At 61.2% G+C, this 23,790-nt stretch carries 22 protein-coding genes; 5 read left to right on the top strand and 17 right to left on the bottom strand.

Annotation, left to right across the window (positions count from 1 at the left end):
- The first annotated feature begins 224 nt into the window (after positions 1–224).
- Positions 225–1,589, top strand: a complete 1,365-nt coding sequence (locus tag CPH89_RS28700) for an MFS transporter (protein ID WP_053256852.1) — start codon at positions 225–227, stop codon at positions 1,587–1,589.
- A gap of 70 nt (positions 1,590–1,659) precedes the next feature.
- Positions 1,660–2,787, top strand: a complete 1,128-nt coding sequence (locus CPH89_RS28695; protein ID WP_053256851.1) for an MFS transporter — start codon at positions 1,660–1,662, stop codon at positions 2,785–2,787.
- A gap of 15 nt (positions 2,788–2,802) precedes the next feature.
- Here the strand turns inward: CPH89_RS28695 and CPH89_RS28690 are convergent, their stop codons facing one another.
- The gene (locus CPH89_RS28690; RefSeq protein ID WP_053256850.1) at positions 2,803–3,324 is read right to left on the bottom strand and encodes a DUF3087 domain-containing protein; all 522 of its coding nucleotides are present in this window, start codon (positions 3,322–3,324) and stop codon (positions 2,803–2,805) included.
- Between the two features lie 127 nt (positions 3,325–3,451).
- Here CPH89_RS28690 and CPH89_RS30490 point away from each other — a divergent pair, with 127 nt between their 5' ends.
- Both CPH89_RS30490 and CPH89_RS28685 read left to right on the top strand, forming a co-directional pair.
- Positions 3,452–3,628 (top strand): hypothetical protein, encoded by a 177-nt coding sequence (locus CPH89_RS30490; protein ID WP_167422768.1) that lies wholly within the window; start codon positions 3,452–3,454, stop codon positions 3,626–3,628.
- Positions 3,629–3,642: 14 nt separating this feature from the next.
- Complete coding sequence (locus CPH89_RS28685; RefSeq protein WP_053256849.1) at positions 3,643–3,843, top strand: DUF6021 family protein; 201 nt, start codon at positions 3,643–3,645, stop codon at positions 3,841–3,843.
- Positions 3,844–3,886: 43 nt separating this feature from the next.
- Here CPH89_RS28685 and CPH89_RS28680 read toward each other — a convergent pair whose 3' ends face one another.
- Positions 3,887–4,123, bottom strand: a complete 237-nt coding sequence (locus CPH89_RS28680) for a DUF6555 family protein (protein WP_053256848.1) — start codon at positions 4,121–4,123, stop codon at positions 3,887–3,889.
- Between the two features lie 120 nt (positions 4,124–4,243).
- Between CPH89_RS28680 and CPH89_RS28675 the strand changes: the two genes are divergently transcribed.
- Positions 4,244–5,077, top strand: coding sequence for an arylamine N-acetyltransferase family protein (locus tag CPH89_RS28675; protein ID WP_053256847.1), 834 nt, complete (start codon positions 4,244–4,246; stop codon positions 5,075–5,077).
- Between the two features lie 442 nt (positions 5,078–5,519).
- Here CPH89_RS28675 and nuoN read toward each other — a convergent pair whose 3' ends face one another.
- The 15 genes from nuoN to CPH89_RS28595 all read right to left on the bottom strand — a co-directional run bounded on the left by nuoN (position 5,520) and on the right by CPH89_RS28595 (position 23,689).
- Positions 5,520–6,983, bottom strand: a complete 1,464-nt coding sequence (gene nuoN, locus CPH89_RS28665) for an NADH-quinone oxidoreductase subunit NuoN (protein ID WP_053256846.1) — start codon at positions 6,981–6,983, stop codon at positions 5,520–5,522.
- Positions 6,984–6,990: 7 nt separating this feature from the next.
- Positions 6,991–8,523: an NADH-quinone oxidoreductase subunit M gene (gene nuoM, locus CPH89_RS28660; RefSeq protein WP_053256845.1), complete on the bottom strand. Its 1,533-nt coding sequence runs from the start codon at positions 8,521–8,523 to the stop codon at positions 6,991–6,993.
- Positions 8,524–8,572: 49 nt separating this feature from the next.
- On the bottom strand, positions 8,573–10,426 hold the full coding sequence (gene nuoL / locus CPH89_RS28655; RefSeq protein ID WP_053256844.1) for an NADH-quinone oxidoreductase subunit L: 1,854 nt from the start codon (positions 10,424–10,426) through the stop codon (positions 8,573–8,575).
- On the bottom strand, positions 10,423–10,731 hold the full coding sequence (gene nuoK / locus CPH89_RS28650; protein WP_003174727.1) for an NADH-quinone oxidoreductase subunit NuoK: 309 nt from the start codon (positions 10,729–10,731) through the stop codon (positions 10,423–10,425). Before nuoK ends, nuoL begins: the two co-directional genes overlap by 4 nt.
- Positions 10,732–10,733: 2 nt before the next feature.
- Positions 10,734–11,237, bottom strand: a complete 504-nt coding sequence (nuoJ, locus tag CPH89_RS28645) for an NADH-quinone oxidoreductase subunit J (RefSeq protein WP_003174726.1) — start codon at positions 11,235–11,237, stop codon at positions 10,734–10,736.
- 9 nt (positions 11,238–11,246) lie between these two features.
- Positions 11,247–11,795: an NADH-quinone oxidoreductase subunit NuoI gene (nuoI, locus tag CPH89_RS28640; protein ID WP_003174725.1), complete on the bottom strand. Its 549-nt coding sequence runs from the start codon at positions 11,793–11,795 to the stop codon at positions 11,247–11,249.
- A gap of 11 nt (positions 11,796–11,806) precedes the next feature.
- Positions 11,807–12,814 carry an NADH-quinone oxidoreductase subunit NuoH gene (gene nuoH, locus CPH89_RS28635; protein WP_053256843.1) on the bottom strand — a complete coding sequence of 336 codons (1,008 nt, stop codon included), beginning with the start codon at positions 12,812–12,814 and terminating at the stop codon, positions 11,807–11,809.
- Entirely contained in the window at positions 12,811–15,525 is a 2,715-nt protein-coding gene (gene nuoG / locus CPH89_RS28630) for an NADH-quinone oxidoreductase subunit NuoG (protein ID WP_053256842.1), read from the bottom strand. Before nuoG ends, nuoH begins: the two co-directional genes overlap by 4 nt.
- Before the next feature lie 135 nt (positions 15,526–15,660).
- A complete protein-coding gene (gene nuoF, locus CPH89_RS28625) occupies positions 15,661–17,016 on the bottom strand; it encodes an NADH-quinone oxidoreductase subunit NuoF (RefSeq protein WP_053256841.1) in 1,356 nt (451 codons plus the stop codon).
- Positions 17,013–17,510, bottom strand: a complete 498-nt coding sequence (gene nuoE, locus CPH89_RS28620) for an NADH-quinone oxidoreductase subunit NuoE (RefSeq protein WP_003174721.1) — start codon at positions 17,508–17,510, stop codon at positions 17,013–17,015. Before nuoE ends, nuoF begins: the two co-directional genes overlap by 4 nt.
- Positions 17,511–17,512: 2 nt before the next feature.
- Positions 17,513–19,297, bottom strand: coding sequence for an NADH-quinone oxidoreductase subunit C/D (gene nuoC / locus CPH89_RS28615; protein WP_053256840.1), 1,785 nt, complete (start codon positions 19,295–19,297; stop codon positions 17,513–17,515).
- A 72-nt stretch (positions 19,298–19,369) separates the two neighbouring features.
- Complete coding sequence (locus tag CPH89_RS28610) at positions 19,370–20,044, bottom strand: NuoB/complex I 20 kDa subunit family protein (RefSeq protein WP_012724951.1); 675 nt, start codon at positions 20,042–20,044, stop codon at positions 19,370–19,372.
- A 10-nt stretch (positions 20,045–20,054) separates the two neighbouring features.
- Positions 20,055–20,468, bottom strand: a complete 414-nt coding sequence (locus tag CPH89_RS28605) for an NADH-quinone oxidoreductase subunit A (RefSeq protein WP_003219575.1) — start codon at positions 20,466–20,468, stop codon at positions 20,055–20,057.
- Positions 20,469–21,123: 655 nt separating this feature from the next.
- Positions 21,124–22,449, bottom strand: a complete 1,326-nt coding sequence (gene aceA / locus CPH89_RS28600; protein ID WP_053256839.1) for an isocitrate lyase — start codon at positions 22,447–22,449, stop codon at positions 21,124–21,126.
- Between the two features lie 502 nt (positions 22,450–22,951).
- On the bottom strand, positions 22,952–23,689 hold the full coding sequence (locus CPH89_RS28595) for a secretin N-terminal domain-containing protein (RefSeq protein ID WP_053256838.1): 738 nt from the start codon (positions 23,687–23,689) through the stop codon (positions 22,952–22,954).
- Between the last annotated feature and the right edge of the window lie 101 nt (positions 23,690–23,790).

The raw sequence follows: 23,790 nt of genomic DNA, 5'->3' as shown, positions 1-23,790 counted from the left end.
TGGTACATCGGTATGACGTTCTGACAGATTGCTGATACGAACCGGACTGCGCACCCCTCGGGCCTTGGCCACACCCAGTCAAGTCAGCCGATATAGGGATGAAGCGCGACGGCGAATCAACACCCTCGGCGTACATGAAAATTCCGACAGCCAGGCAATTGGCCACTGAAAAAAATCCGCGCGCCCCGTACTCTAGAGGCCTATGTCACCTGCGCGGATTGTTCATGTCCTCTGTTGCCGATGGGTTGCCCCTCAATAAACGCCTGCCCGCCGTCATCGCCATCTCCCTGGGGATCGGCATGGCAACCCTGGACACGGCCATCGTCAACACAGCGTTACCGACGTTGGCCGAAGGCATCGGCACCGACTCGGCCTCGGTGATCTGGGTCGTCAACGCCTATCAGTTGGCGATTATTGCCACGGTGCTGCCGTTCGCGTCGTTGAGTGATGTGCTGGGGCACCGCCGGGTGTATCTCGGCGGGTTGCTGCTGTTTATTGTCTCGTCGTTGTTTTGCGGGCTGGCCGGGTCGCTGTTGACCCTGACGGCCGCGCGCGTGGCGCAAGGGCTCGGTGCGGCGGCGGTGATGAGCGTGAACACGGCGTTGCTGCGGCATATCTACCCCTCGAAAATGCTCGGGCGCGGCTTGGGCTATAACTCGTTGGTCGTGGGCTTGGCGTTCACCCTCGGGCCCACGGCCGCGTCGGCGATTCTGTCGGTGGCGACCTGGCACTGGCTGTACCTGATCAACGTGCCATTGGGCTTGTTGGCATTGGGCCTGGGTCTGCGTTCATTACCGACGCTGCCGATGACCGGGCATGCGTTCGACCGCCTCGCCGCGTTGCTGTGTGCCGGGCTGTTTGCCTTGTTGGTGCTCGGGCTGGGTACGGCGGTACACGGTGCCCAAGGCGCACTGACCCTGGGCCTGATCGCTGTGGCGCTGGTCTGCGGCGTGCTGTTGTTGCGTCGGCAGGCCGGGCATCCGGCGCCGATGCTCGCCCTGGACCTGTTCAAGCGGCCGGTGTTTGCGCTGTCGTCCCTCACCGCCATCTGTGCGTTCAGCGCCCAGGGCCTGGCGTTTGTGTCGTTGCCGTTCCTGTTGCAGGCAGTCCTCGGCCATAGCCAGGTGGAAACCGGTTTTCTGATGACGCCGTGGCCTGCTGTGGTTGCGGTGATGGCCTTGGTGGCGGGGCGGCTGGCGGATCGGGTGTCTTTGGGCGTGTTGTGCGGTATCGGCCTGTTGATGCTCAGCGTGGGCATGGCGGCGCTGGCGACCTTGGGTAACGAGGCGTCGGCCTTTGACATCGGCTGGCGCATGGCCTTGTGTGGCGCCGGGTTCGGCTTTTTCCAGTCGCCCAACCTCAAGGCGTTGATGACCAGTGCACCGCTCGCGCGCAGCGGCGGGGCCAGTGGCATCGTCGCGATTTCACGCTTGTTGGGGCAAACGCTGGGCGCATCGCTGGTGGCGTTTTGTTTCCATCTGTCCCTGGCCAGCGGCCCGAAATATGCGTTGTGGCTGGGCTGCGTGTTTGCACTGGTGGGCAGCGTGGCCAGCGGTCTGCGCTTGCTGCCCTACGGGAAAAAAGCGTAAACGGCCGTTGTAAATGCGTCGTCGAGGGCGCTAGTGTGGCGGCCTGAATGTTTCGGAATATTTCAGATTTATGTCCAGCCAGGCCCAACGTACTGCTGATCGCACTTCCCGACGTGCCGCACTGACCCTCGCGTTGTGCCTGCCCAGTGACGTGTTGCTCTACCTGCTGCTGCCCATGGAGTCCCAGGCCTTTGGCATCACGCTGGCCCAGGCCGGGGTGTTGCTGGCGGCGAACCGCCTGGTGCGGATTTTCGGCTACCGGCATGTCTTGAATTTCTACGCACGCAACGGCGATCGCCTGACCTGCATGATCGCCGCTGGCGCGGCGACCGTGTGCGCTTTGGGCAACTCGATGTTGTCGGGGTTTGCGGCATTGTTGGGGCTGCGGCTGATCTGGGGGCTGTGTTTCGCCGCGTTGAACCTGTCGACGCAAGTGTTGGCGACTTCCGAACCGGCGGGCGCAGCACGCAGGGCAGGGCGCTCACGGGCGGTGATTGCCCTGGGGCCGATGTTGGCGTTGCCGCTCGGTGGCTGGTTGACCTTATGGGCCGGGCCGCGTCCCATCTTCGTGATTCTTGCCGGCTGCTGCCTGGTCGGCGTTTGGGTGGCGCGCGGGTTGCCCACCAACGGGCATGATTTGCACAGCACAGGGCGCCGCTTCAAGTGGCCGGATAGCGTCGCGACCTGGTCATTTATCGAAGGTGTGGCGCTGGACGGGCTGTTTATCTTTGGCCTGTCGATCCAGGCCCAGAAGATTCTCGGCGGCGACGCGGTGCTGATCGCCGGTGGATTAATGGCCCTGCGCTATGCCTCGGAAATGCTCCTGAGCCCACTGGGTGGCCGCGCGGCGCAACGCTTTGGCGCCACCTCAATGCTGCTGCTGTTCTCGTTTTTGAGTGCCTTGGCGCTGACCGCGTTCGGCAGTTACTGGGTGATTGTCGGCGCGGCCGCTGTGCTGGTGTTACGCGCGCTGCAACTGCCACTGGTCACCACCTTGGTGGCCGAGCGCAACCCGGGCTCGATGCGCGTTTCGGCGCTGGCGTCGAACGCGGTGTGGCGCGATGTCGGCGCGGGCCTTGGGCCGCTGATGGCGGGCCTGTTGCTGCCGGTGGCGTCGGCGCCGTGGGTGTTTGGCCTGGCGGGGGCAGCGATTGCGGTGAGCGCAGTGTTCTGCTGGCGGGCAAAGGTCAGCGGCTGACCGCGGCGTGCGGTCTCAAGCGCTTTTAATGCTGTCCATCCATGCAGGGTCGAAGCGGGTTTGCTCGGTGTCGATCCCCAGCGCCTGCATCTTTGCCGCGTGCGCGTCGATTTCACCGACCAGTTGCGCCTGGGCGCTGGAATTGGCATCCAGCGCATGCATCTGGGTCAGCCCCAAGTGGTAGAAGCGCAGGACCTTGATCGCCGTCGGGTCGTTGGCTTGCACGCGTTCAGTGACCGTGTGCATCACATTGGTCACGCTCATCAGGCTGCGTTTGAGCTGCCAGCCATATACCGCGGGTGCAAGCCAAGGCTGGGTCCAGAATGGGCCGCGCACCAGCGCGAGCGTGATCAATACCCCGGCAAACACGCCACCGACATTGAAGCGAAAGTTATCGCCGCCGGGTTCGCCAAACAGCATCACTGCCAAGCTCGACAGCAGCATCGCCAAGGCGATGAACAGCACGGCCACGATGAGTGTGCTGCGCCGCGTTTGTTGGCGGTAGGTAACGGGGTCGCAGGGTTTGAGCTCGAACATCCGGGGCAGGTCTCAACAGGGCGCGGGGTGGCATCTTCGCATGCTTTGGGCAAACAAGTTGAACGATGAAGCCTGGCGCTTTCTCTAATTTTGTGTAGGCCACCCACTCCCCTTGAGGTGAACGATCATGCCCGAATATAAACAACCCCCCCCTGGCACGCCCAACCCTGACCGCACACCCGGCGAGGAGGAGCGCGACAACGATGCGTTGCGTCCCAACGACCCGGCGGAGCGTCAGGACGATGATGAGCAGCAGGTTGAGCAAGACCTGGAAAACCTGCATGACAAAGCGCGCCCGCTTTAAATAAGGAGGTCATCGTGAGTGATTCCCCCAAAGGCCCGCGATCCAGCGAGCATGCCAGCGGCAAGGATGAACTGGGCTTCGACCCGGATTCCCCCGACGTCGCCGACCCTCAGGTCGACCCGATTGGCCCGGCGATCGCGCCCCTGGACAAGGGCAAGAAACAACCGGCGGAAAAAAAGCCGCCCTACGATCCGTTGGGCGACTTGAAGAAGTAAAGTCAGCCCCGCGGTGGCGGGGCGTTTGCTTGTGTGGAGGTACTTACTTGGGCGGAGCCCAGGTGACCTCGGTAATGCCGAACTTCTCCGCCCAGGGGCGGGTGGTTTTTTTCACCTGTTCGTGACCCACGCGCCCAATGCGGCTGACATGCGCAATGTCGGCGTCGACCGCCGCCCAGTGCCAGGCCTCGGCGTTGTTCATGACCTCGGCGCGCACCACAAAGGACTTCGGTTGACCGTGCAGCTGATAGTGGATGGTGTAGATTTTTGCGGTACTCATGTTGCCTCCCTGTCTTGTTATAGATGGATAGGTAAGCGTTCAAAAAGGTTCACTCAAAATGACAACCTGCACACTGTCGCGGCATAGTGACGGCTTCGCCCTGCGCTAAAGGATCGCGCCATGCCCCGTCTGACTCACAGCCAGCTCTACCTGCAACGCCTGGGCTATGACTCGCCGCCACCGCCCACCCTGCAAACCTTGCAAGCGCTGCAACTGCGCCATGTGTGCACCTTCGCTTTCGAGAGCTTGTCGACCTTGCTGCGTGCGGCGGTGCCGATCGATTTGCCCAGCATCGAGCAAAAGGTTCTGCTGGAGGGGCGCGGCGGCTATTGCTTTGAGCTGAACCACCTGTTTCTGGCGCTGCTGCAGGAATTAGGCTTTGACGCGCGGGGGCTGACCGGCTGGGTCGTGATGGGCGGGCCACCGGACGCGCGCACCGGGCGTACCCATCGCCTGAGCCTGGTGACACTGGATGGCGTGCGTTATGTGACCGATGTGGGCTTTGGCGGCATGGTGCCGAGCAGCCCACTGCAGCTGGACACCGAGGCGGTTCAGGCCACGGCTCATGAACCTTATCGCCTGACGTTCAATGGTGCCGACTACACCCTGTGGACCCAGGTGGGCGAGGAGTGGCGGGGTTTGTATGTGTTCGACCTGCAAGTGCAGGCGGACATGGACTACCTCATCGGCAACTGGTACGTATCGACGCACCCGGCGTCAGTCTTCGTCGGGCAGTTGAAGGCCGCGCGTCTGGCACCGGGCAAACGGTATACGTTGAACAATGCCAACTATGCTCTGCACAGTCTCGACCAACCGAGCGAAAAGCGTGTCATCGAGAGCGCCGATGAGCTGATGAGATTACTGCATGAAACCTTCGGCATTCGCTTGCCGGCCCATCCGCAGCTGCGCGAGACGCTTGCTGGCCTGGTGCTCGCACACTCGCAGGCGTCTTGACATAGACGCCGTCGCGCCAGCGTTTTACCTGCAGTCGATGCACACACCAAGTGACCTGAGCGCTGTTTTCTGAGCGCGTTCAGGCTGGCCCAGGCCCGCCTGAGCGGCCAGCGGCTGGGAACAGGCGACCATGTTGTTGCCCATGACGGGCGAGCGCGCGGACGTGTAGGGTTGGCTGTAATCCAGGTCATCCAACCTGCGTGGCCCTCTTTTGGCAGTGGTCAGTTGTTGCCGCCCGGTGCGACACGTAAACCGTCCGCGAGCAGGATGACACACAGGATAGTTGCTCACCGCCAGCGCGGATGCCAGCAACGCAATCGGCGCACGCTGCGCGCTGATGTGCGTTCAATAGACGCCACCGCTCGCTGACTCAATAACGTGTCGCAGAATCCAAAACGGCGCCCGAAGGCGCCGTTTTGTTGACTAACGTCCCGCTAGGCGATCAAACGCCCAGCACCGCATGCTGCACCAAGGTGAGCAACGGTTGAGGGTACACACCCAGGAAGAACGCCAGCAGGGCGATTGCCAGCAGCATCACGCCACCGGCTTTTTGTTCCCAGTGCAGCTCGGCGTCCACACGGCGCAGGTTTGGCTCGATCAGGTACAGGGTGACCATCACGCGCAGGTAGTAGAACACGCCGATGGCGCTGCCCAGTACCAGGGACGCAACCAACCACCACTCGTGCGCTTCAACACCGGTAGCGACGATGTAGAACTTGCCGATAAAGCCCGCGGTCAGCGGGATGCCGGCCAGGGACAGCATCATCACGGTGAGTACGGCGGTCAGGTACGGACGGCGCCAGAACAGGCCGCGGTATTCGTACAGGGCGTCGGCGTCACGGCCTTTGTACGGCGAGGACATCAGCGTGATAACGCCGAATGCGCCGAGGCTGGTGATGACGTAGGTGACCAGGTACACGCCAATCGCTTCCACGGCCAGGCCTTTGCTCGCCACCAGGGCGATCAGCAGGTAGCCGAAGTGAGCGATGGAGGAGTAACCGAGCAGACGCTTGAGGTTGTTCTGGGTCAGGGCCAGCAGGTTACCGAACAGGATCGACGCAATCGCGATCACGGTCAGCACGTTGCTCAGCACGCCGGTGTTGGCGGCAGGGGAGATCTGGAACAGACGCACCATCACCGCAAACACGGCAACCTTCGACGCTGTGGCCAGGAACGCCGCCACCGGCGCCGGGGCGCCTTCGTACACGTCCGGGGTCCACAGGTGGAACGGCACCAGGGAGAGCTTGAACGCCAGGCCGATCAGCATCATGGCCAGGCCCAACTGGGCGATTGGCGCAGGCATGCTGGTGGTTGCCAGGGCGTGACCGATACCGGTGAAGCTCAGGCTGCCGGCTTCTGCGTAGAGCAGGGCCATACCGAACAACAGGAACGCGGAACCGGCGGCCGAGAGCACCATGTACTTGATGCCGGCTTCCAGGGAGCGCTTGTTGAAGAAGGCGTAGGCCACCAGGCCGTAGGTCGGGATCGACAGCAGTTCCAGGCCGATGAACAAGCCCGCGAGGTGCTGCGCGCTGACCAGCACGATGCCACCGGCCGCAGCCAGCAGGATCAGCAGGTACAGCTCCTCCTTGTTGCCAGGGTAGCCGGTGCCGCCTTCGCCGAGGTAGGCATGCGCGAGGGTCACGCAGGCCAGGGTGGCGACGAGGATCAACGCGATATACAGCAGCGCGAAGTCATCGATCATCATCAGCGGGGTCACGGCCAGTGGCGCGACTTTAAGGGCCGGAATGATCGACAGCAGGGCCAGGTTCAAACCGGCACAGGACAGCAGGAACGTTTGCGAGTGATTGCGGCGCCAGGCGATCGCCAGCATCACCACCACAATGGTGAGGCTGGTAATCAGCAGCGGCGCAAGCGCGATAAAGTGTTGGATCGTGAATTCCATAGCGCTCTTACCGTGCCGAAGCGAGTTGAGTGAAGGCGGTGCTGAACCACTGCTGCACGCCATGCATCGTCGCGGCAGAAGTGTCCAGGAACGGTTGCGGGTACACGCCGATGTAGATCAGCAGCACCGCAAGGCCGAGCACCATGATCAGTTCGCGAGCATCCATCCCTTGCAGGACGGTGTCGGACTTGGCCGGGCCGAAATAGGCGCGGTGGATCATGATCAGCGAGTAAACCGAACCGAACACCAGGCCGGAAGTCGCAATGGCACTGATCCACGGTGTGTGCACGAACGAACCCATCAGGATCAGGAACTCGCCGATGAAGTTGCCGGTGCCCGGCAAGCCCAGGGAGGCGGCGGCGAAGAACAGGCTGATCGCCGGCAGGTAAGCGATGCGTGACCACACGCCACCCATTTCACGCATGTCACGGGTGTGCAGGCGCTCGTACAGCTGGCCACTGAGGATAAACAGCGCGGCGGCCGAGACACCGTGGGCCAACATCTGGATCACTGCGCCTTGCAACGCCAGCTGGCTGCCGGAGTAGATGCCGATCAGTACGAAACCCATGTGGGAAACGGACGAGAAGGCGATCAGACGCTTGATGTCGGTTTGGGCGAAGGCCAGGAACGCACCGTAGAAGATCCCGATCAGACCCAGGGTCATGGCGATCGGCGCAAACTCGGCCGAGGCATTCGGGAACAGCGGCAGGGCGAAACGCAGCAGGCCGTAGGCCGCCGTTTTCAGCAGGATACCCGCCAGGTCCACGGAACCTGCGGTCGGCGCCTGGGCGTGAGCGTCAGGCAACCAGGAGTGGAACGGCACCACCGGCAGCTTCACCGCGAACGCGATGAAGAAGCCCAGCATCAGGATGTACTCGGTGGTCAGGGACATCTTGGTTTTCAACAGGTCGGCGTAGTTGAACGTGATCACGCCCGTGCTGTTGAAGTTGACCAGTACCAGACCCAGGATCGCCACCAACATGATCAGGCCGGAAGCCTGGGTGAAGATGAAGAACTTGGTCGCCGCGTAGATCCGGGTTTTCTTGCCGTCCGAAGAACTGTGACCCCAGAGCGCGATGAGGAAGTACATCGGCACCAGCATCATTTCCCAGAAGAAGAAGAACATGAACAGGTCGAGGGCGAGGAACACGCCGACAACGCCGCCCAGGATCCACATCAGGTTCAGGTGGAAGAAGCCCACGTGACGCTGAATCTCTTTCCAGGAGCAGAGTACCGAGAGGATACCCAGCAGGCCGGTCAGCAGGATCATCAACAGCGACAGGCCGTCGAGGGCCAGGTGCACGTTGATGCCGAAGCGCTGGATCCACACGTGCTTGAATTCAAGCGCGAAGGTCGGATCGACACCCGGTGCCGGAGCAAATGAATAGTCGCCATGGGCCCACAGCCAGAGGCCGAGCGCGAGTTCCAGGGACATGGTCAGCAACGCAATCCAGCGGGGGAGGGTGGCGCCGAAGCGTTCACCCATCCAGCAGAGCAGGCCGCCGATAAAGGGGATCAGGATTAGCCAGGGCAGAATCATGACGGGCTCGTTTCCTTTTGCAAGTTCGCAAAGTACGCAATGTTCATAGTCATACCGCTACCACCACGATGGCGCCGATCACCAGCACGGCGCCGACGGCCATGGAAGCTGCATACCAACGCAATTGGCCCGTCTCGCTGCGGCTCAGGGCGGTGTGACCGGCCTTGGCGGCGCGCGGGATCAAACCGATGGTCTGGTCGAGCGGGTCTCTGCGCAGTACATGGCTGATCGCAAGGTAAGGCTTGACGAACAGTTTGTCGTAGATCCAGTCGAAGCCCCAGGCGGCGAACCACCAGGCCGAAAGGAAGCGGCCAATGCCACTGTTGGCGACGGCGGTCACGAAGCGACGCTTGCCGAGGAACAACAGGGCCGCCAGCAGGATACCGGCGATGGCGATGGCGCCGGAGGCGATCTCCAGGCTGTGCTTGGCAGCGCCGCCGGCATGCCCAGCGCTTTCCGGCAATACACCGGCCAGTGGCGGGGTGATCATGGCGCCGATGAAGGTCGACAGGATGATCAGCACCGACAGTGGCAGCCAGTGGGAGATACCGTGGCCTGCGTGTGCTTCGGTCTTGGCTTCACCGTGGAAGGTGATGAAGATCAGGCGGAAGGTGTACAGCGAGGTCATGAAGGCACCCACCAGACCTGCGTAGAGCAGATTCTGGTTACCGCTGGCAAAGGCTTCCCAGAGGATTTCGTCTTTGGAGTAGAAACCGGCGGTCACCAACGGCAGGGCAGCCAGCGCCGCACCCCCCACAATGAAGCTGGCGTAGGCCAACGGCAGTTTCTTCCACAGGCCGCCCATCTTGAAGATGTTCTGCTCGTGGTGGCAGGCAACGATCACCGCACCCGAAGCAAGGAACAGCAGCGCCTTGAAGAACGCGTGGGTCATCAGGTGGAAGATCGCCGCGTCCCAGGCACCGACGCCCAGGGCCAGGAACATGTAGCCGATCTGGCTCATGGTCGAGTAGGCGAGGATACGCTTGATGTCGGTCTGCACCAGCGCGGCGAAGCCGGCCAGTACCAGGGTCACGCCGCCAACCAGGCCCACCAGGTGCAGGATTTCCGGCGCCAGGGTGAACAGGCCGTGGGTACGGGCGATCAGGTAGACACCGGCGGTGACCATGGTTGCGGCGTGGATCAGTGCGGAGACCGGAGTCGGGCCGGCCATCGCATCCGCCAGCCAGGTTTGCAGCGGCAGTTGTGCGGATTTACCCACAGCGCCACCCAGCAGCATCAGGGTCGCCAGGGTGATCCAGAAATCACCGACCTGGAACTTCTGCGGTGCCAGCACCAGCAGTTCCTGGATGTTCAGCGTGCCCACTTGTTGGAACAGGATGAACAGGCCGATGGCCATGAACACGTCGCCGATGCGGGTGACGATAAAGGCCTTGAGTGCCGCGTTACCGTTGTTGCGGTTGCTGTAGTAGAAACCGATCAACAGGTACGAGCACAGGCCCACGCCTTCCCAGCCGAAGTACAGGAACAACAGGTTATCGCCGAGGACCAGGAACAGCATGCTGGCGATAAACAGGTTGGTGTAGGCGAAGAAGCGCGAGTAACCGGCCTCACCGCGCATGTACCAGGACGCGAACAGGTGGATCAGGAAGCCTACACCGACGACCACGCCAAGCATGGTGATCGACAGGCCGTCGATGTAGAGGGCGAAGTTGGGCTTGAAGCCCTCCACCGACATCCACTGCCACAGTACCAGGGTGTAGTGGCCGCCTTCCGGCGGCGCCACGTTGAATTGCCAGATGACATAGGCGGCGACAATCGCCGACAGGCCAATGGAACCCACACCCACCAGGGCAGACAGGTTTTCCGACCAGCGTCCACGGGAGAACGACAGCAGCAGGAAACCGATCAGGGGAAATACGAAAGTCAGAAAGATCATGTTCATCCGCGCATCTCACTGGCAGCGTCGATATCAAGCGTGTGGAAGCGACGATACAGTTGCAGCAGGATCGCCAGGCCAATACTGGCCTCGGCGGCTGCCAGGCTGATCACCAGGATGAACATGACTTGTCCATCCGGCTGGCCCCAACGTGCACCCGCAACGATGAACGCCAGTGCTGCGGCGTTCATCATGATTTCCAGGCTCATCAACACGAACAGAATGTTACGGCGGACCATCAGGCCGACCAGGCCAAGGCAGAACAGGATGCCGGCGACCGCCAGACCATGCTCCAAAGGGATAGCAGGCATCGTCATTGCTCCTTGGCTTCGTTGCGGCCCAAGTGGAAGGCGGTGATGGCTGCCGCGAGCAGCAGCATCGAAGCCAGTTCGACCACCAGCAGGTACGGGCCGAACAGGCTGATGCCCACGGCCTTCGCGTCTACGGTGGTGTGGCCGATGGCCTGGCCGCTCTGGTGAGCGAACAGCACATACAGCAGTTCACCCAGCAGCAGGGCGGCCAGGACAACCGGGCCAAGCCAGATGCCGGGTTTGAGCCAGACGCGCTCCTGGGCGACCGAAGCCGGCCCCAGGTTGAGCATCATCACCACAAACACGAACAGCACCATGATGGCGCCGGCGTAGGCAATCACTTCCAGGACACCGGCGAACGGTGCGCCGAGGCTGAAGAAGGTCATGGCCACGGCGATCAGCGAAATGATCAGGTAGAGCAGGGCGTGCACGGGGTTGGTGTTGGTGATCACGCGAAGCGTGGACACCACTGCAATACCCGACGCGAAATAGAAAGCGAATTCCATCTTTCTTCCTTAAGGCAGCAAGCTCTTCACGTTGATCGGCTCGGCTTCGTTTTGTGCGGCGCCTTTCGGCTTACCGGCAACGGCCATACCTGCAACACGATAGAAGTTGTAATCAGGGTTTTTACCGGGACCAGAGATCAACAGATCTTCTTTCTCGTACACCAGGTCCTGACGTTTGAACTCGGCCATCTCGAAATCCGGTGTCAGCTGGATCGCGGTGGTCGGGCAAGCTTCCTCGCAGAGGCCGCAGAAAATGCAGCGCGAGAAGTTGATGCGGAAGAAGTCCGGGTACCAGCGACCGTCTTCGGTTTCAGCTTTCTGCAGGGAGATGCAGCCTACCGGGCACGCCACGGCGCACAGGTTGCAGGCTACACAACGCTCTTCGCCATCGGGGTCGCGGGTCAGCACGATACGGCCGCGATAGCGCGGCGGCAGGTACACCGCTTCTTCCGGGTATTGCAGGGTGTCGCGTTTGCGGAAGCCGTGACCGAACACCATCACCAGGCTTCGCAACTGGGTACCGGTACCCTTAACGATGTCGCCAATATATTTGAACATGGGTCAAATCCTCACTGAACCGCGCCGGCTGGCGTGTTCAACAACACAACGGCAGCCGTCACCAGCAAATTGATCAGGGTCAGCGGCAGGCAGAATCTCCAGCTGAAATCCATCACCTGGTCATAGCGCGGGCGCGGAATAGAGGCGCGCAGCAGGATGAACAGCATGATGAAGAACGCCGTCTTCAAGAAGAACCAGAAGAACGCCAGTTGCGGCAAGATGTTGAACGGACCGTGCCAGCCGCCGAAGAACAGCGTGACCAGCAGGGCCGAGATCAAGATGATGCCGATGTACTCGCCAACGAAGAACATGCCCCATTTCATGCCGGCGTATTCAATGTGGTAACCGTCGGCCAGTTCCTGTTCCGCTTCCGGCTGGTCGAACGGGTGACGGTGAGTCACGGCGACGCCAGCGATGAAGAAGGTGCAGAAGCCAAAGAACTGCGGAATGATGAACCACAGGTTCTGCGCCTGGTACTCGACGATGTCGCGCATGTTGAACGAGCCGACCTGCACCACGATGCCCATCAGCGCGAGGCCCATGAACACTTCGTAGGACACGGTCTGGGCCGAAGCCCGCAAGCTGCCCAGCAGGGCGAACTTGTTGTTACTCGACCAACCGGCGAACAGCACCGCGTAGACCGACAGACCGGCCATGGCGAAGAAGAACAGCAAGCCGATGTTCAGGTCCGCCACGCCCCAGGTCGGGGTGATCGGGATAACGGCGAAGGCGATCAGCAAGGCGCTCATGGCCACGACCGGTGCCAGGGTGAAGATCACCTTGTCGGCAAACGGTGGGGTCCAGTCTTCCTTGAAGAACATTTTCAGCATGTCGGCGGCGATCTGGAACATACCAAACGGGCCAACGCGGTTCGGACCGTAACGGTCCTGCCACCAGCCCAGCAGGCGACGCTCGACGAAGCTGAGCAGGGCGCCCGCGACGACCACGGCCAACAGGATCACGATGGCCTTGACGACCGAGATGATCACGTCGATCACTTCAGGGGTGAACCAGGTCATTGCGCTGCCTCCTGCAGACCGTCAACGGTTTGGCCAAAGATCGCAGGCGGGATACCGGCGAGGCCTTTTGGCAGTGCCACCAGACCCGCACCCAACTCGTCGTTGATACGCAGCGGCAGACGCAGGGTCTTGCCACCGACGTTCAGGCTGAGCAGGGCGCCGTCGTTGACACCCAGGCGGTCGGCTTCGGACTTGGCCACGGACACGTAGGCGGCCGGAATGCGCTCTTGAACCGGTGCGGCTTTGGAAGAGGTTTCTTCGCTGCCGAACAGGTGGAAGAACGGCACAACCTGCCAGGTGCCCTGGGCCGGGTTGAACGGACGCGGGACGGCGGCGAACCAGTTCAGCGCATCACCGGTGCTTTCGATCAGGCGGGTGCCTGGGTCGCCAGCGCGGATATGACCACCGACTTCGTCCTGGAACTTGTTCCAGGCCTGCGGCGAGTTCCAGCCCGGCGACCAGGCAAACGGCACCTGTTGACGCGGCTCGACCGAACCCGAATAACCTTCCATGGAGAAGGCGAACGCGGTGTCGTTGTCCTGCGGTGTACGCGGTTCGTGCACGCTGATGTCAGCACGCATGGCGGTACGCCCGGAGTAACGCAGCGGCTCACGGGCCAGCTTCATGCCCTTGATGCGGAACGCGGCGGACGGTGCCGCGTCGACAATGCGCGCCAGTTGCGGGGCGCTTGCGGCGACGGCTGCGGTGACGTGGTCGAGCTGGGTCCAGTCGAGTGGCTGGTTCAGCAGGGTCGAGCGCAGGGCATGCAGCCAGCGCCAGCCTTCGTGAACCAGGATGCTGGCGTCCATGTATTTCGGATCGAACACCTGGAAGAAGCGCTGGGCACGGCCTTCCTGGCTGACCAGGGTACCGTCGCCTTCGGCGAAGGTGGCGGCTGGCAGCACCAGGTCGGCACGCTCGCTGGTGGCGGTCTTCTGGTGATCGGCAACGATCAGCACCTTGGCGGCGTCCAGCGCGGCGTCAACCTTGGCCGAATCGGTGCGGGTGTACAGGTCGTTTTCCAGTACCACGATGGCGTCAGCTTTGCCGTCGGTCACAGCCTGCAGGGCGGCGTCGAGGGACTCGCCACCGAGCATGGCCAGGCCAAGGCTGTTGGCTTCCGGCACGACGAGGCTGATGGAACCGTTCTTGTCGCGCAGCTTCAAGGCTTTGGCGATGTTGGCGGCGGCTTCGATCAGCGCTTTGGAACCCAACGAGGTGCCGGCAATGATCAATGGACGCTTGGCGGCCAGCAGGGCGTCGGCGATGCGCTGGGCCAGTTCCGCGGCTTCCGTGTCCAGGCCTTCGACGGCAGGTGCGCTGGCGTCCAGGGCGTGGGCCACGGCGAAACCAATACGCGCCAGGTCGTCAGGCGCGGCGTGCACGCATTCTTCGGCGATGTCGTCGAGCTTGGTTTCAGCCAGGCTTGCGATAAACAGCGGGTTCAGCGCGTGCTGGCCGATGTTTTTCACCGCGGCGTCAAGCCAAGGCTGTACGCGCATGGCGTCGGCCATGTCTTCGGCCTTGCCTTTGACCGACTGACGCAGCGACAGCGCGATACGCGCAGCGGTCTGGGTCAGGTCTTCGCCGAGGACGAAGATCGCATCGTGGTCTTCGATGTCGCGCATGTTCGGAACCGGCAGCGGGCTGTCGTTCAGCACCTGCAGGACCAGGCGAATGCGCTCCAGCTCAGCGGCTTCGATACCGGAGTAGAAGTGCTCGGCACCGACCAGCTCGCGCAACGCGAAGTTGCTTTCGAGGCTGGCGCGTGGCGAACCGATACCGACGATGTTGCGGCCGCGCAACAGGTCGGCGGCTTTATCCAGTGCTTCGTCGGTGCTCAGCTTGGCGCCACCGGCCAACAGCGGCTGGCGTGGGCGGTCTTCGCGGTTGACGTAGCCATAGCCGAAACGGCCACGGTCGCACAGGAAGTACTGGTTGACCGAACCGTTGAAGCGGTTTTCGATCCGCCGTAATTCGCCGTAGCGCTCGCCCGGGGAGATGTTGCAACCGCTGGAGCAGCCATGGCAGATGCTCGGTGCGAACTGCATGTCCCACTTACGGTTGTAACGCTCGGAGTGCGTCTTGTCGGTAAACACACCGGTCGGGCAGACCTCGGTGAGGTTGCCGGAGAACTCGCTTTCGAGCACGCCGTCTTCAACGCGACCGAAGTACACGTTGTCGTGGGCGCCGAATACGCCCAGGTCGGTGCCGCCGGCGTAGTCTTTATAGAAACGCACGCAACGGTAGCAGGCGATGCAGCGGTTCATTTCGTGGGAAATGAACGGGCCGAGGTCCTGGTTCTGGTGAGTGCGCTTGGTGAAGCGATAACGGCGCTCGTTGTGGCCGGTCATCACCGTCATGTCTTGCAGGTGGCAGTGACCGCCTTCCTCACAGACCGGGCAGTCGTGGGGGTGGTTGGTCATCAGCCATTCGACAACGCTGGTGCGGAACGCCTTGGATTCTTCATCTTCGATGGAGATCCAAGTGTTGTCGGTGGCTGGGGTCATGCAGGACATGACGATACGACCACGGGTGTCGTTTTCGTCGGTGTACTGCTTGACCGCACACTGGCGGCAGGCACCCACGCTACCAAGCGCGGGGTGCCAGCAGAAATAAGGGATGTCGAGGCCTAGTGACAGACATGCCTGTAACAGGTTGTCCGCCCCATCGACTTCGAGCGCTTTGCCGTCTACGTGGATAGTGGCCATGGTTCAAAGTTCTTCGTTGGCCCGTTGTCAGCGGGCGTGGCTAATGGAATCTTGTTATTCATGTGCATCTACACAGCCATACAGGCGTCAGCACATGAGCAGGCGAAGGGCACGGACCCTTCGCCTGGTTAAGCGTTACGCGCCGACTACGATCGGCCTCGCCAGAGGCGGGACGGCGGCGCTGGTAGGCGCGATGCCGGCTTCGAACTCCGAACGGAAGTATTTGATTGCGCTGCCCAATGGCTCCACGGCGCCCGGTGCGTGAGCACAGAAGGTCTTGCCTGGGCCGAGGAAGCCGACCAGACCCAGCAGGGTCTCGATGTCGCCTGGCTGGCCTTCGCCTTTCTCGATCGCCATCAACAGCTTCACGCTCCATGGCAAACCGTCACGGCACGGGGTGCAGAAGCCGCAGGATTCGCGGGCGAAGAACTGCTCCATGTTGCGCAGCAACGACACCATGTTCACGGTGTTGTCCACCGCCATCGCCAAGCCAGTACCCATACGGGTGCCGACCTTGCCGATGCCGCCGGCGTACATTTGTGCGTCGAGGTGCTCGGGCAGCAGGAAGCCGGTGCCGGCGCCGCCTGGTTGCCAGGCCTTGAGGGTGTAGCCGTCGCGCATACCGCCGGCGTAGTCCTCGAACAACTCGCGGGCGGTCACGCCGAATGGCAATTCCCACAGGCCCGGGTTCTTGACCTTGCCGGAGAAGCCCATGAGCTTGGTGCCCATGTCTTCGCTGCCTTCGCGGGCCAACGATTTGTACCAGTCCACGCCGTCGGCGATGATCGCCGGCACGTTGCACAGGGTCTCGACGTTGTTCACGCACGTCGGCTTGCCCCACACGCCGACGGCGGCAGGGAAGGGCGGCTTGGAGCGCGGGTTGGCGCGGCGGCCTTCGAGGGAGTTGATCAGTGCGGTTTCTTCACCGCAGATATAACGCCCGGCGCCGGTGTGCACGAACAGTTCGAAGTCAAAACCGGAACCGAGGATGTTCTTGCCCAGCAGGCCGGCGGCCTTGGCTTCTTCCACGGCACGGTTCAGGTGCTTGGCGGCGGTGGTGTATTCGCCACGCAGGAAGATGTAGCCACGGTAGGTTTTCAGTGCACGGGCACTGATCAGCATGCCTTCGATCAGCAGATGGGGCAGTTGCTCCATCAGCATGCGGTCTTTCCAGGTGTTCGGCTCCATTTCATCCGCGTTGCACAGCAGGTAGCGAATGTTGATGGATTCGTCTTTGGGCATCAGCCCCCACTTAACGCCAGTGGGGAAGCCAGCACCGCCGCGACCTTTAAGGCCGGCGTCTTTCACGGTCTGGACGATATCGTCCTGGGCCATGTCGGCGAAGGCTTTGCGCGCCGCGGCGTAACCGTTCTTGGCCTGGTACTCGTCGAGCCATACCGGCTCGCCGTCGTCACGCAGGCGCCAGGTCAGCGGGTGGGTCTCGGCCGAACGCTTGATCAGGTTGGCCGGGCCGAAAGAAGTCAGGGTCATGGGTAGCCCTCGAGCAATTGGGTGACGCCAGCAGGCTGCACGTCACCGAATGTGTCGTCGTCGATCATCAACGCCGGCGCCTTGTCGCAGTTACCCAGGCAGCACACCGGCAGCAGCGTGAAGCGGCCATCCGGAGTGGTCTGGCCGAGGCCGATGCCCAGCTTGTTCTGGATCTCACTGACCACGGACTCGTGGCCACCGATGTAGCAGACCATGCTGTCGCACACGCGAATAATGTGGCGACCCACCGGCTGGCGGAAGATCTGGCTGTAGAACGTGGCCACACCTTCAACGTCGCTGGCGGGGATGCCAAGGATCTCGCCGATGGCGTAGAGGGCGCCGTCCGGCACCCAGCCACGTTCCTTCTGGACGATCTTCAAGGCTTCGATAGACGCCGCGCGCGGGTCTTCGTAGTGATGCAGCTCGTGCTCGATGGCCGAGCGCTCGGTTTCACTCAAGGTGAAACGGTCTGTCTGGATAAGCGTGCTATTCATGCTTAGCGGTCCACGTCGGCCATAACGAAATCGATACTACCCAGGTACGCAATCAAGTCCGCGACCATTTCACCTTTGATCACCGAAGGGATCTGCTGCAGGTGCGGGAAGCTTGGAGTGCGAATCCGGGTGCGGTAGCTCATGGTGCCGCCATCGCTCGTCAGGTAATAACTGTTGATACCCTTGGTCGCTTCGATCATCTGGAAGGATTCGTTGGCCGGCATCACCGGGCCCCACGAAACCTGCAGGAAGTGCGTGATCAGGGTTTCGATGTGTTGCAGCGTGCGCTCTTTCGGCGGCGGCGTGGTCAGCGGGTGGTCCGCCTTGTACGCGCCTGCCGGCATGTTGCGCATGCATTGCTCGATGATCTTCAGGCTCTGGCGCATTTCTTCGACGCGCACGATGCAACGGTCGTAGGCATCGCCATTGGCCGCCAACGGCACTTCGAATTCGAAGTTCTCGTAGCCGGAGTACGGGCGCGCTTTACGCAGGTCGAAATCGCAACCGGTGGAACGCAGGCCAGCACCGGTGACGCCCCATTCCAGGGCCTCTTTGGTGTTGTAGGCCGCGACCCCAATGGTCCGGCCCTTGAGGATGCTGTTGTCCAGGGCGGCTTTCTGGTACTCGTCCAGACGCTTGGGCATCCAGTCGATGAATTCCTTGACCAGGCGTTCCCAGCCATTTGGCAGGTCGTGCGCGACACCGCCGATGCGGTACCAGGCCGGGTGCAGGCGGAAGCCGGTGATGGCTTCGATGACCTTGTAGGCGCGCTGGCGGTCGGTGAAGGTGAAGAACACCGGGGTCATGGCGCCGACGTCCTGGATGTAGGTACCCAGGAACAGCAGGTGGCTGGTGATCCGGAAGAACTCGGCCATCATGATGCGGATGGTGTCGACGCGGTCCGGCACCTTGATACCGGCCAGCTTCTCGACCGAGAGCACGTACGGCAGGTTGTTCATCACGCCGCCGAGGTAGTCGATACGGTCGGTGTACGGGATGAAGCTGTGCCACGACTGGCGCTCGGCCATCTTCTCGGCACCACGGTGGTGGTAACCGATGTCCGGCACGCAGTCGACGATTTCTTCGCCGTCCAGTTGCAGGATGATACGGAAGGCACCGTGCGCCGAAGGGTGGTTCGGGCCCAGGTTGAGGAACATGTAGTCCTCGTTGGTGCCGGAGCGTTTCATGCCCCAGTCTTCCGGCCGGAAGCGTGCAGCCTCTTCTTCAAGCTGTTGCTTGGCGAGGTTCAGGCTGAATGGGTCGAATTCGGTGGCGCGCGCAGGGAAGTCCTTGCGCAGCGGGTGACCTTCCCAGGTCGGCGGCATCATGATGCGCGTCAGGTGCGGGTGGCCCGGGAAGTCGATACCGAACATGTCCCAGACTTCACGCTCGTACCAGCTGGCGTTGGGCCAGATGCCGGTCACGGTCGGGACGCTCAGGTCGCTTTCGGAGAGGGCGACCTTGATCATCACGTCGCTGTTACGTTCGATCGACAGCAGGTGATAGAACACGGTGAAATCGGCGCCGCTCGGCAGGCCCTGGCGCTTGGTCCGCAGACGCTCGTCCACGCCATGCAGGTCATAGAGCATGACGTACGGCTTGGGCAGGTTGCGCAGGAAGGTCAGGACTTCGACGAGCCTGGCGCGCGCCACCCACAGCACCGGCATGCCGGTACGTGTGGCCTGGGCGGTAAAGGCGTCAGGGCCAAAACGGTTATTGAGTTCGACAACCACATCCTGGTCGTCTGCCTTATAAGGCGGGATGTACAGAGCACTGCCTGTAGTCATGGTTTTTTATCGCTTTCGGTCAACGTAAAGAATGAAGCCAGGTTTTCGTTCTATAAAAGAAGCGGTGCTGGATCAGACTTCGTCGGGGCTGCGCAGGTTGGTGACTGCGATTCGCTGTTCGCGGCGCTGTTCCTTTTGTGACGGCATCTCGGCGCGATACACGCCTTGATCTCCGACAACCCAGGACAGTGGGCGACGCTCCTTGCCAATCGATTCCTGCAACAGCATCAAGCCTTGCAGAAATGCTTCAGGGCGGGGCGGGCAGCCAGGCACGTAGACGTCCACGGGCAGGAACTTGTCCACCCCTTGAACGACGGAATAGATGTCGTACATGCCACCGGAGTTGGCGCACGAACCCATGGAGATAACCCACTTCGGTTCGAGCATTTGCTCGTAGAGACGCTGAATGATCGGCGCCATCTTGATAAAGCAGGTTCCGGCGATAACCATGAAATCCGCCTGACGCGGTGATGCCCGGATAACTTCGGCGCCAAAGCGCGCGATGTCGTGGGGCGCCGTGAAGGCGGTGGTCATTTCCACGTAGCAGCAGGACAGACCGAAGTTGTACGGCCACAGGGAGTTCTTACGTCCCCAGTTGACCGCGCCACTCAGCACGTCTTCCAGCTTGCCCATGTAGATGTTTTTGTGGACTTGATCTTCTAACGGATCGGAAACGGTTTCCCGTTCGCCGATAGGGTACTGATCGTTAGGAGCATCCGGGTCGATCCTGGTGAGATTGTATTGCATCGCCAAAGCCTCATTGTTTCAGCTTCGCTTGCCGCTTACGACGAGCTTCCGGAGCCCAGTCAAGGGCGCCCACTCGAAATAGGTAGACAAGGCCTGCCAACAGAATTGCTATGAAAACGAGGGCTTCGACGAATCCGGTCCAGCCGCTTTCGCGGACGGACACAGACCAGGCAAAGAGAAAGAGGGCTTCGATATCGAAGATCACGAACAGCATCGCGACCAGATAGAATTTGGCTGAGAGCCGCAAGCGGGCGCCACCTGTAGGCAGCATGCCGGACTCGAACGGTTCATTTTTGCTGCGGCCCCAGGCTTTTGACCCGAGGAGGCTGGAGACACCAAGCATGAAGGCACAAAGGCCGACAACACCGAGGAGGAAAATGGCAAAGCCCCAGTTGTGGGCCATGAGTCCTGTCGCTTCGGTCATGCTGGAAATCCTTAACAGAGAGCAAAGGTCTCTGAGCTCGAAAAAGTAACGATGCAGTGACGATATGTCGCACTGCAATCAATCGCGGTGATTTTATGGCTAAACACCGGGCAAGTAAAATTCCTATAGCGAAATTATTCGATGGAATAAGCACATAGTGCACCTTTGTGGGGCTGCAGCCCTTGCGGGGTGGGCATTAGCGGGCTTTTTATCAAATATGTTTTGTTTAAGCTGTAAAGAAGTTTTCATGGGCTAAATGATAATGACTATTGTTTGGGTGGGTGTTAAGCGGGTGCGCGTGATGTAGCGGGGGAAGTTACTGTTACTTGCTAGATTGCCGCTAGTTGCTCGAAGGGATCTTTTAACCGATTTTATTCAGGCAAATACCGCTCTGGATCAATGTTTTGCGCAAAGCCTTCAGGTTCGGCCCAGTCCCTGTGTGAGCCAGGCTTGCCCGCGACAGGGGTGTGCCAGCCTGTGAAAGGGCGCTGACGGACCGCTATCGCAGGCGAGCCAGCCCCCACCTTTGATGCGTGTGCTGTCCGAGGGCTTTTCTGCGCACCAAAAAAAACGCCCCGAACCAGTCGGGGCGTCAGATCGTGCGGCATTGCGGTTAGGTCTTCCGTGAACCCGCAATGGCCGTGTACTCAGTTGATCAGTGGAACTGTTCTTCTTCGGTCGAACCGGTCAGCGCGGTCACGGACGAGGTGCCGCCCTGGATCACGGTGGTCATGTCGTCGAAGTAGCCGGTGCCCACTTCCTGCTGGTGCGCCACGAAGGTGTAGCCTTTGGACGCGTCAGCGAACTCCTGCTCCTGCAGCTTCACGTAGGCCGTCATGTCGTTGCGGGCGTAGTCGTGCGCCAGGTTGAACATGCTGTGCCACATGTTGTGAATGCCGGCCAGGGTGATGAACTGGTGCTTGTAGCCCATGGCCGACAGTTCGCGCTGGAATTTGGCGATGGTCGCGTCGTCCAGGTTCTTCTTCCAGTTGAAAGAAGGCGAGCAGTTGTAGGACAGCAGTTGGTCCGGGTATTCCTTCTTGATCGCTTCGGCGAAACGACGCGCTTCGTCGAGGTCCGGCTTGGCGGTTTCGCACCAGATCAGGTCGGCGTACGGCGCGTAGGCCAGGCCGCGAGCGATGGCCTGGTCGAGGCCGGCGCGTACTTTATAGAAGCCTTCCTGGGTACGTTCGCCGGTGACGAATGGCTTGTCGTATGGGTCGCAATCGGACGTCAGCAGGTCAGCAGCGTTGGCGTCGGTACGTGCCAGGATGATGGTCGGGGTGCCGGCCACGTCAGCGGCCAGGCGCGCAGCGGTCAGCTTCTGTACGGCTTCCTGGGTAGGCACCAGCACTTTGCCGCCCATGTGCCCGCATTTTTTCACCGAAGCCAGCTGGTCTTCGAAGTGCACGCCGGCAGCGCCAGCCTCGATCATGCTTTTCATCAGCTCGTAGGCGTTCAGTACGCCGCCGAAACCGGCTTCAGCATCCGCCACGATCGGTGCGAAGTAGTCGATGTAGCCTTCATCGCCCGGGCCTTTACCGGCTTTCCACTGGATCTGGTCGGCACGACGGAACGAGTTGTTGATGCGCTTGACCACGGTTGGCACCGAGTCCACCGGGTACAGCGACTGGTCGGGGTACATGGATTCAGCGGAGTTGTTGTCCGCTGCCACTTGCCAGCCGGACAGGTAGATCGCCTGGATACCGGCTTTCACCTGTTGGACTGCCTGGCCACCGGTCAGGGCGCCCATGCAGTTGACGAAATCTTTGTCGGGACGGAAGGACGGCTTGGCACCTTGGGTTACCAGGTTCCACAGCTTCTCGGCGCCGAGTTTTGCAAAGGTGTGCTCTGGTTGAACCGAGCCACGCAGGCGGACGACGTCAGCAGCGGAATAAGCGCGGGTCACGCCTTTCCAGCGTGGGTTTTCAGCCCAGTCTTTTTCAAGGGCTGCAATTTGCTGTTCGCGTGTCAGTGCCATGGGAAAAACCTCGTCGCGTCTTCGTGTGGAAAAACAGTGTGGAAAGATCCGTTTGCCAGCCCTGCATTCACTGCACAGGCGTGGCGCTCGCTGACCAGAAGCTTAGGCGGTCAAGTCAGGTTCGGCGGGGAAGGCGACGGGATGAACGAGTAGCGAGAGGGGAGTTGGGCAGGTAAGGGCGAACTGCGAACAGTCTTCGGGCGTCGTGGGCCTTTGTACGATCCATCAGTGTGTAGCCGGGTTACCTGGTTAGCTTCCGTCCCTCGGGACAACTTCGTTCCAGTCGCAACCTCGTCAAACACACCTTGTGGGCGGTACAGACACGAATCGGCTCAGATGGGTAGCTTAGAGCGACGATCCGAAGGCCCTTGCCAGGGCCCCTGATTAGCGGGAGCGAGGCCATCATGCCCATGCTTTTTTGGATCGTCAAACGTTTTGTAGTGCTTTTTTTATAGCACTACATCTTTAGTCTAATACGACTCGCCAGTCAGTTTTCGGTGCTTCAGTTCAAGGTGTCGACCTTGACCCGCAAAGTCAGGTCATCGCGTCCCTGAGTAGAGTAGCTGCGGGTTGTAGAAGATTTGTCGGCCTGAGTCTCACGGTTGATGCCTGCCAGCGAGATCCATTCACCCAGGCGCCCGCTGACGGTTGTGTCGGTACTCTGTACGTTCACTACATCGGGACGTTCCTGGCTCATACGGTCACGGTTGGTACTGATGGCCAGGTGTACGGTCTCGCCAGTGACGCTGGCGGTGACGTAAAAACCTTGGGTCACGTTGCGATACTGGGTCTGGTTTTGCGGGCGGCCATAGGCGTCTGGCTGGGTCGTTGTCAGTGGCACGCTCTGGCCCACCTGGATCAGCGCGGGCACTCCTTCGCTGGCCTGGATCTGCTGGATGCCTCCATCGCGGCTGGCGGTGCCGTAACTGATGATGCGCGTCTGGCTGTCGCCGGTGTTCTGCTGATTGTTTTCGTTGCTGTCGACGGTGATCAGCAGGCGCTTGGCGGGTGTGTCGAGTTGGGCGAGCAATGCGCGCAGGTCCTGGATCTTGCCGGGGTCGGCTTTGACAATCAGCTGGTTGCCGTAGGCGCTGACGGTGCCGTCCTTGCCGATGAAATTCTGCGCCACGGGCAGTAAATCAGCGCTGGTGCGATTGCTCAGGTTGACGACTTCGGTGTCAGCCATTGCTGAGACGCTGGCGGTCAGGAGGAGAGCGGTGAGCAGGGTGCGTAGGGACATGTCCGTTATCTCTGCGAGTCATTTAAGCTTGATAGTGCCAGTTTGTCGGCCTGGCAGGTCGCAAGTTGAATCGTAGACGGCAAAATGCCCTGGCAGGCAGG

Origin of the sequence: Pseudomonas fluorescens (genome assembly GCF_900215245.1) — a bacterium.
Classification (GTDB): Bacteria; Pseudomonadota; Gammaproteobacteria; order Pseudomonadales; family Pseudomonadaceae; genus Aquipseudomonas; species Aquipseudomonas fluorescens.
Note: the sequence above shows the minus strand (reverse complement) of the source record. Positions and strands in the feature narration are given on the sequence as shown.